Raw genomic sequence first — 7,807 nt, forward strand, 5'->3', positions numbered from 1 at the left:
AGGGAATACCGTTGGGCAGCGGCAGGAACTCGCGCAGCCAGGCTTCGTTCTCGTGGGCGAAGTCCTCGATGCCGACCCAGTCGTCATAACCGCACAGGGTGGCGCAGAGCGTGATCATGACGATGTCCTGCAGGGCGTGCAGCTTGTTGCGGGTTTCGCGCCGTGGGTCGACGAGCCTGGCAAAGTAGGGCTGGGGATTGGGCAGCATGATGGGGGCTCGGAAAAGTCTTGTCCGTTACCGCTAATCCTCGTCCAACGCAAGAGCGATGTAGCGCGATTGCCCTGTGGCGGGAGCGATCGTCAGCGACGAGGTGCGGCCCGGCGTGGTACAGCTGGCCACCGGCGCCTGGTACGACTCGCTTGATCCCGCAGCGCCGGACAGTCTGGAGAAACACGGCAACCCCAACGTACTGACCCGCGACGTCGGGGCTTCCAGCTTGTCCCAGGGTTGCAGCGCGCACACCGCGCATGTGGAGATCGAACGCTGGACGGGCGAACTGCCGCCGGTGAGCGCGTTTCAGCCACCGCGCTTCGTGGCGCGCTGAATGGTACGGCAGGCCGCAGCCCATCATGAAGACGCTTTATCATCGCCAGGCTCAATTTGCGCTTTCGGTTCCACACTTCGGAAACCCGACTGCTGGAGCATTTTTACTTTACTCAGACTCATGGCCAGCCGCTTTGAAATAGACGGAGCCGCCTACCAGGCTTCCAGGAGGCGGTCGACGACGCGCCAGCCAGTCGCCGGGGCCGGCTGGAGGAACAGAAATCTTCTGCTCGGATTGCGGGCCGCCAGCTCAGTTGCGTTGGTAGCCGTACCTGCTGGCGAGCGTCTGAAGCGCGGCCAATGCAAGACTCATCCAACACCCGTCCTCAAGCCCATGCTCTCGGTGACGACCCAGACTTGAACGCCGACCAACTGGACCACAAGTACACCTTCGAGCGGAAAATCCGGCTCGAACACCGAACACGATTTCACAGGAGATCCAGGATGGTTTTTTCGGCCCGACGTGCCAACGGATTCAGGCTGGAGCGCATGCAGGCCTCCAAACAGTATGCCGACGGCGGCTTCGCGAACACCTACCACCCCAGCGTACAGCGCGTGCCCGAGGGGCGGCCGACGCTGGCCGACCTGATGTTTCGCGGCGAGAGACGCACACCGGCGCGGCCTCTCCCTACCCACGACCCACGCGAGACCTGGGCCAGTCCCGTCGAAACCGGACTGCGGGCCACCTGGCTCGGCCATTCGACCGTGCTGCTGGAAATCGACGGCCACCGGGTGCTGACCGACCCGGTGTGGGGCGCGCGCGTCTCGCCGTTGCCCTTCCTCGGCCCCAAGCGCTTCCAGCCGGTGCCGGTCGATATCGAAGCCCTGCCGCCGCTCGACGCGGTGCTGATCTCCCACGACCACTACGACCATCTGGACTATCCGAGCATCCGGGCGCTGGCCAAGCGGCGGGTGCCCTTCGTCACCTCGCTCGGCGTCGGCCTGCATCTGGAGGCCTGGGGCGTGCCGGCCGAGCGCATCGTCGAACTCGACTGGTGGGAGCGCACCGTGTTGCCGGGCGGCCTGGCGATCACTGCCGCGCCGTCGCATCACTTTTCGGGGCGCGGGCTGCGCGATCGCAACGCGACCCTCTGGTCGTCGTTCGCCCTGCGCGGCGAGCGGCATGCGGTGTTCTTCAGCGGCGACACCGGACTCTCCCCGGCTTTTGCCGAGATCGGCCGGCGGCTCGGCCCCTTCGATCTGGTGATGATCGAGGTCGGCGCTTTCCATCCGGCCTGGGGGAACATTCACCTGGGGCCGGATAACGCCCTGCAGGCCTGGGCACAACTGGGCAGCGGGCGTTTCCTGCCGGTGCACTGGGGCACCTTCAACCTGGCGATGCACCCCTGGTCCCAACCGGCGGACATGCTGCTGGCGCACGCCCCGGAGGGGCTGGTGATGCCCCGCCTCGGCGAGCCGGTCGAGCCGGCCCGGTTCGAGGCGGTGGAGCCGTGGTGGCGTGGGGGAACCGAGGCCGACTGGCGGGGTGCTGCGCAGCAGGACGCCGGGCTGCCGGCGCTCCCCCTCCAGGAATAGCCGCACCACGGGCGCGGCCGGCGCCTTGGGATTTGCCGCAGCTAAGCCATGCCCTTCGCTGCTGCCGCAAGCGCCTTCACGAAGTCTTCGAGGGGCATCGATGACAGGCGTCGTTCCGGTGCGGTTTCCTTGGTGCCCGCCTTCGATGCCTGTTCGCAAAGCTGTTCGATCAACCCCAGCTTTTTAGCCAGAGGTAATTCCCGATACCGCTCCGAAGCTTCGTGGAGCTGGTCGAAAAGCTCAACGTGTTCGATCAGTTGGGTTGTAGTCATCGCGTTCACTCCTCCAAGTCAGGCCATCCCTGGCGAGCTTTTCCCACGACCTCCTCGGAGAAGCGTAGTGCTGGCGAATCCTGTACCGGGGTACTGCGACAGTGATTCCTATTTCCATTTCCTCAGGGCGAACCGCTTCCCGAGGGCTGGAAGGCTTCCCCCTACCACCTGCCGGTGCAGGTCGGAAGCCGTTACGAGGGGATGCTCGTCGCGCTGCCGGTAGAGCACTGGCCCGCCCGGGCCGACGATTCGGCCAGCCCACCGGCGCGCCTGTTGGCATTGGCGCGGCACATCAAACCCAGCCTGGCGGCCCGGCGCTACGCCTGCGTACATCCCCGTTCGCCAGGGAACCTTCCGCCGCCGCGGACGCCACCTTCCCTCGCGGATATTCCGACATCCAGGTACCCAGCCCCCGCTCCGTACCCTTTCGAACGCTCCAGCGCCGTGGCACGGGGATTGACATGCGATTCCCGCCCCTTTCTACACGCCACGGGAGTGTCCATGATCCAAATGAAAGCCCCCTGCTTGCTGCTCGCCCCCATTCTCCTCCTGCCGGACGGGAGTGTCCGGGCCGGCACCGAAGTGCAGCTCAGCCCCCTGCAGGTCGAGGGCGACCAGGACGAGGCGGCCGGCGACCCCGTCGGCGCCTTCATCCCGGCCTATCAGCGCTTCGCCCTGCCACGCAGCGTGGCGGCCGTGCAGACTCTGGAGCGGGCGGATATCGAGGCGCTCCGTCCCCGCGACGTCAGCGACCTGATCGAGGGCTCGCTGGGCATGAGCATCGGCCGCCAGGGTGCGCGGGTGCTCGGCGACCTGCCGGTAGAGATGATCGATTCGGTCCGCTTCCTGCGCGACGCCTCGGTGATCACCATCAGTCCGCTGATGGACTTCGGCTCGGCCAACGCCGGCTCGCCCAACCAGGGCTTCATCCTCATCGAGACCCGCAAGAGCGGTCCGGGCAAGGACGGCGGCGAACTGAAGACCAGCTACGCCAGCTACGACACCCGCAAGACCCTGGGCTTTCTCGGCGACTCCTGGCTGGACGGTCGGCTAACCCTGGGCGGCGGCTACCAGCGCTCCGAGTCCAACGGCAAGCCGAACTGGAACATGGCCTACGCCGCCGACACCTGGCTGGCCAATGCGGGCTGGAAGGACGAGCAACTGATCGCCTCCGGCCTCCTTCTTCCTGAACAAGGCCTCACGGGAGATCCAGCGGGCCGAAGGCACCTACACCGGCAGTACCCGCTACCCGGTCAGCGGCCCCACGCCCGACGGCGTGCTAGACAAGAACATCTGGAAATACGCGCCGATGGACACCCGGGTCATCGCGGTGAACCTGGCCCGGCCGTGGAACGACTACCACACCACCGCCCTCACCTACGGCTGGACCGAGGCCAAGGGCACCCGCTACGCCTACACCACCACCACTGACAAGTCCACGGTCGCCGGCAGCGACGCCAAGGACCGCGCCAGGGAATGGAACCTCTCCCACACCGTTGCCACCGCGAAGAACACCTTCAAGGTCGGCGCCCAGACGGTGGAGTGGTACCAGCTCAGCGAAGGCAGCGACAGCCCTCGCGAGGAGAAGGTCTACGGCGTCTACACCACCCTCGAGCACCGCATCACCGCCGCCTGGTCGGTGGACGCCGCCTTCCGCCTGGACCGCAAGCGTATCGTCAAGGGCGGCGACAAATACCTGGCAAACGGCAGCAAGGCCGAACTCTCCGACGACGAGTGGACCGACGACGCCACCCTGTTCTCCCTCGGCAGCGCCTAGCAGATCGACCCGGTCTGGCGCCTGTCTGCCCGCTACTCCTTCAACCGCACGCCGACCCCGGACGTCATCACCACCCGCAACGACGAGAAGCTTCCCGCCGAGAAGCGCCACCGCTACGAGCTGGGCCTGAACGCCCATTTCGGCCGGGCGCTGCAGCTCAGCCTGACGCCCTTCTACTACGTGCTGCGCAACGCCAAGGTATCCGACGGCAGCATCACCAGCGACGCCGACGGCAATCCGATCATCGACTCGAGCACCGGCGAGGAAACCAGCATCACCGTCTACAAGGCGGTCGACGAGGTTATCCGCAAGGGTTTCGAGGTGAGCTTCCAGGGTCGGCTCGGCGGCGCCTGGAGCTACGAGCTGGGCTGGACCTACTACGACGCCAACGACGAGGACGGCCAAACCGGCAGCGAAGTCCCCGACAACAAGTACAACGCCCGCCTCGGCTGGCAACAGGGCCCCTGGAGCGCCAGCCTCAGTGCGGTGCGGGTCGATTCCTACCTGAGCTACGGCTACACCGTGGGCGACTTCACCACCGTCAACCTGAACCTGACCCGCGAGCTCGGCCACGGCGTCAGCGTCGCGCTGTTCGGCCAGAACCTTGCCGACGAGCGCTATGCCACCAATAACAAGGGCTATCCGGCCACCGCCAACTGGGGCGTCCTGCGCGACGTAGGCGCCACCTACGGCACCGAACTGAGGTTTCGATTCTGATGAACATTTGCCGACACACCCTGCACGCCTTCGGCCTGGGGGCCATCCTGCTGCTCGCCGCCCCGGCCTGGGCCGAACGGCTGGTCACCGATATGGCCGGCCGCCAGGTACGAATTCCGGACGAAGTCCGGCGAGTCTACGCAGTGGGCCACTGCATCCCCATGGTCGGCGCCGTGGCGCCGGACAAGCTGGCCAACAACTACCGGCTGGGCGAGCCGGCCTGGCGCTTTTTGTCCCCGGCGTTCCGCGAGGGCAAGATCATGCCCGGCACGGGCAACCGGCTATCCGACGAGGAGGTCATGCGCATGGCGCCAGACCTGGTGATCATGGAGGCCATGCCAGGGGCGATGGAACATGCCGAACGCCTGGCCGCCCGGCTGAACACGCCGGTGCTGTTGGTCGATCTGGACATGCACCGGTACAAGCCGGCGTTCGCCTTTCTCGGCGAGATCCTGCAGCGCCCGCATCAGGGAAAGGCACTGGCCGACTTCGTCGCCACCCGGCTGGAGCCGATCGCAGAAAGGGCCAGAAGCATCCCGGCGGACAAGCGGGTACGGGTCTACTACGCCGAGGGCCCGGACGGCCTGTCCACCAATCCGGCCGGCTCCAGCCATACCCAGTTGCTCGACTTCGTCGGCGCCGTCAACGTCGCCCAGATCGCCAACCTGCCCGACGAAGGCATGAGTAGCGTGTCCCTTGAGCAGCTTTACCTCTGGCGGCCGGACCTAATTCTGGTGTGGACGCCGGCGGCCGATCGCCTGACCACCTGGAAAGCCATCATGGAAAACCCGCTCTGGCAGCCGGTAAACGCCGTGAAGCAGGGCCGCGAGCTGCAGATCCCCTGGCTGCCGTTCAGCTGGCTCGACCGGCCGCCGGGCAGCAACCGCATTCTCGGCGCCTTCTGGCTGGCCCGGACCCTCTATCCGGAGGTCTTCCCGTTCGACCTGACCAGCCTGACCCAGGAGTATTTCCGCCTGTTCTACCACCGGGAAATCTCCGCGGCCGATGCGCAGTACCTGCTCGACCTGGCCAGGCCTCGCGCTGGCGCCGAGCAGTAACCCATGCCGCTCCACCTATCGGCTCGGCGCTCCGCACGAGCGCCGGGCAGTTCCCCACCCGACTCGGAAATTCCTCATGAAACGCATTCTGCTTGTTCTCGGCCTGGGCCTCGTCGCGCTGATCCTCGCCTCCTTCGCCATCGGCCGCTATCCCGTATCGCCCGACACCGTGCTGGCCATCCTCGCCGCGAAGATCCTGCCCATCGCCCCCGATTGGCCCGAGGAAACCGAGGCGGTGGTGCTCGGCATCCGCCTGCCACGCATCCTCGCGGCCCTGCTGGTCGGCGCCGCCCTCGCCGTCTCCGGCGCCAGCTACCAGGGGCTGTTCCGCAACCCCATGGTCTCGCCCGGCATTCTCGGCGTCTCCGCCGGGGCCAGCCTGGGGGCGGCCCTGGCCATCCTGCTCGGCTACGGCATGCTGGGCATCCAGACGCTGGCCTTCGCCTGCGGACTGGTCGCCGTGGCCGCCACCTGGGCCGTCGGCGCCGGCTTGGGCCGGCAGGGCGAGCCGCTGCTGGTGATGGTGCTGGCCGGCATCGTCGTCGGCACGCTGTTCACCGCCTTCGTCTCGCTGGTGAAGTTCGTCGCCGATCCCTACAACACCCTGCCCGCCATCACCTTCTGGCTGATGGGCAGCCTGGCCTCGGTCGAGCTGCCCGACCTGCTGCTCGCCAGTCCGCCGATCCTCTTCGGCCTGGCGACCCTCCTGGCCATGTCCTGGACGCTCAACGTGCTCTGCTTCGGCGACGAGGAAGCCAAGGCCATGGGGCTGGCAACCGGCCGCCTGCGCCTGGCGATCATCGTCAGCGCCACCCTGGTCACTGCCGCAGCGGTGGCCATTGCCGGCATCGTCGGCCTGGTCGGCCTGATCGTGCCGCACCTGGCGCGCATGCTGGTCGGGCCGGACCACCGGGTCCTGCTGCCTGTCGCGGCGCTGCTGGGAGCCGGTTTTCTGCTCGCGGTGGACGGTCTGGCGCGCGCTCTGTTCGCCGTGGAGGTGCCTCTGGGCATCGTGACCTCGATCATCGGCGCCCCGTTCTTCCTCTATCTGATGAACCGCGGCCGCAAGGCCTGGGCCTGAGGGAAAAGATCATGCTGGAAGCGCACGCACTGGCCTGCGGCTACGGCCGCCGGACCATCCTCGATAACCTCTCCTTCACCCTGGCGGCGGGCGAGCTGCTCTGCCTGCTGGGTCCCAACGGCGTGGGCAAGACCACCCTGTTCAAGACCCTCCTCGGCCTGCTGCCGCCTCGCGCCGGGGAAATCCGCCTGGACGGCAAGGCGACCCGCCACTGGCCGCGTCGCCAGTTCGCTCGCCAGGTGGGTTACGTCCCCCAGGCCCATACGCCACCCTTTCCCTTCCTGGTCGAGGATGTGGTCGCCATGGGGCGCACCGCCCACGGCAGTTTGTTCTCCGGCCCCAGCCCGCACGACCGCGAAATCGCCGGGCAGTCCCTGGAAACCCTCGGCATCGCCGCCCTGGCCCGGACCAGCTATACGGAAATCAGCGGCGGCGAACGCCAACTGGTGCTGATCGCCCGGGCCCTGGCCCAGGAGCCGCGCATCCTGGTGATGGACGAGCCGTAAGTGATCCATGAACCCCGTCTGTTAACGGCCGAGCCGGTCTTTTACAGTGGCGCCGTCGGAGTGCAGTTCCACGGCAGCAGCGCCTCGTAGTCTTCGACGCTTTGCGCTGCCGGCAACCGCTCGAGGATGTGGCGCAGCCAGGCGTAGGGCTCCTGCCCGTTGGCCCTGGCGGTTTCCACCAGGCTGTAGAGCTGCGCGCTGGCCGTCGCGCCTTTGGGCGTGTCGCTGAACAGCCAGGCCTTGCGCCCGATGACGAACGGGCGAATAGCCCGTTCGGCACGGTTGTTGTCGATCGGCAGGTAGCCCGCCTCGGTAT

At 67.0% G+C, this 7,807-nt stretch carries 9 protein-coding genes and 2 pseudogenes; 7 read left to right on the forward strand and 4 right to left on the reverse strand.

Annotated elements, in window-relative coordinates; translation table 11 throughout:
• Window positions 1-208, reverse strand: a 208-nt coding sequence (locus BMY22_RS22035; RefSeq protein ID WP_143068598.1) for a transposase family protein, incomplete at its 3' end; no start/stop codon positions are given.
• 76 nt (window positions 209-284) lie between these two features.
• Between BMY22_RS22035 and BMY22_RS22040 the strand changes: the two are divergent.
• Window positions 285-545 (forward strand): annotated as a pseudogene (locus tag BMY22_RS22040) (molybdopterin dinucleotide binding domain-containing protein); the annotation flags it as partial.
• On the opposite strand, the pseudogene BMY22_RS25095 reads toward BMY22_RS22040, so the two are convergent.
• Window positions 544-642: pseudogene (locus tag BMY22_RS25095) on the reverse strand (transcriptional regulator); the annotation flags it as partial. The pseudogenes BMY22_RS22040 and BMY22_RS25095 overlap by 2 nt on opposite strands.
• 391 nt (window positions 643-1,033) lie before the next feature.
• Between BMY22_RS25095 and BMY22_RS22050 the strand changes: the two are divergent.
• Complete coding sequence (locus tag BMY22_RS22050; RefSeq protein WP_244158967.1) at window positions 1,034-2,080, forward strand: MBL fold metallo-hydrolase; 1,047 nt, start codon at window positions 1,034-1,036, stop codon at window positions 2,078-2,080.
• 41 nt (window positions 2,081-2,121) lie between these two features.
• Here the strand turns inward: BMY22_RS22050 and BMY22_RS22055 are convergent, their stop codons facing one another.
• Window positions 2,122-2,352 carry a hypothetical protein gene (locus tag BMY22_RS22055; RefSeq protein ID WP_090625435.1) on the reverse strand — a complete coding sequence of 77 codons (231 nt, stop codon included), beginning with the start codon at window positions 2,350-2,352 and terminating at the stop codon, window positions 2,122-2,124.
• 501 nt (window positions 2,353-2,853) lie between these two features.
• Here BMY22_RS22055 and BMY22_RS25100 point away from each other — a divergent pair.
• The 5 genes from BMY22_RS25100 (at window position 2,854) to BMY22_RS22075 (ending at window position 7,491) form a co-directional block, all read left to right on the forward strand.
• Window positions 2,854-3,783 (forward strand): TonB-dependent receptor, encoded by a 930-nt coding sequence (locus BMY22_RS25100; protein ID WP_244158968.1) that lies wholly within the window; start codon window positions 2,854-2,856, stop codon window positions 3,781-3,783.
• A 526-nt stretch (window positions 3,784-4,309) separates the two neighbouring features.
• A complete protein-coding gene (locus BMY22_RS25105) occupies window positions 4,310-4,846 on the forward strand; it encodes a porin family protein (protein WP_341865020.1) in 537 nt (178 codons plus the stop codon).
• A complete protein-coding gene (locus tag BMY22_RS22065; protein WP_090625436.1) occupies window positions 4,846-5,904 on the forward strand; it encodes an ABC transporter substrate-binding protein in 1,059 nt (352 codons plus the stop codon). The genes BMY22_RS25105 and BMY22_RS22065 overlap by 1 nt, the downstream gene beginning before the upstream one ends.
• Window positions 5,905-5,980: 76 nt before the next feature.
• Window positions 5,981-6,985, forward strand: a complete 1,005-nt coding sequence (locus tag BMY22_RS22070; protein WP_090625437.1) for a FecCD family ABC transporter permease — start codon at window positions 5,981-5,983, stop codon at window positions 6,983-6,985.
• An 11-nt stretch (window positions 6,986-6,996) separates the two neighbouring features.
• Window positions 6,997-7,491: an ABC transporter ATP-binding protein gene (locus tag BMY22_RS22075; protein WP_244158969.1), complete on the forward strand. Its 495-nt coding sequence runs from the start codon at window positions 6,997-6,999 to the stop codon at window positions 7,489-7,491.
• A gap of 41 nt (window positions 7,492-7,532) precedes the next feature.
• Here BMY22_RS22075 and BMY22_RS22080 read toward each other — a convergent pair.
• The coding region (locus tag BMY22_RS22080) for a transposase domain-containing protein (protein WP_143068599.1) at window positions 7,533-7,807 on the reverse strand (275 nt) is incomplete at its 5' end.

The sequence above is a fragment of the Azotobacter beijerinckii genome (assembly GCF_900110885.1).
GTDB classification, from domain to species: Bacteria; Pseudomonadota; Gammaproteobacteria; order Pseudomonadales; family Pseudomonadaceae; genus Azotobacter; species Azotobacter beijerinckii.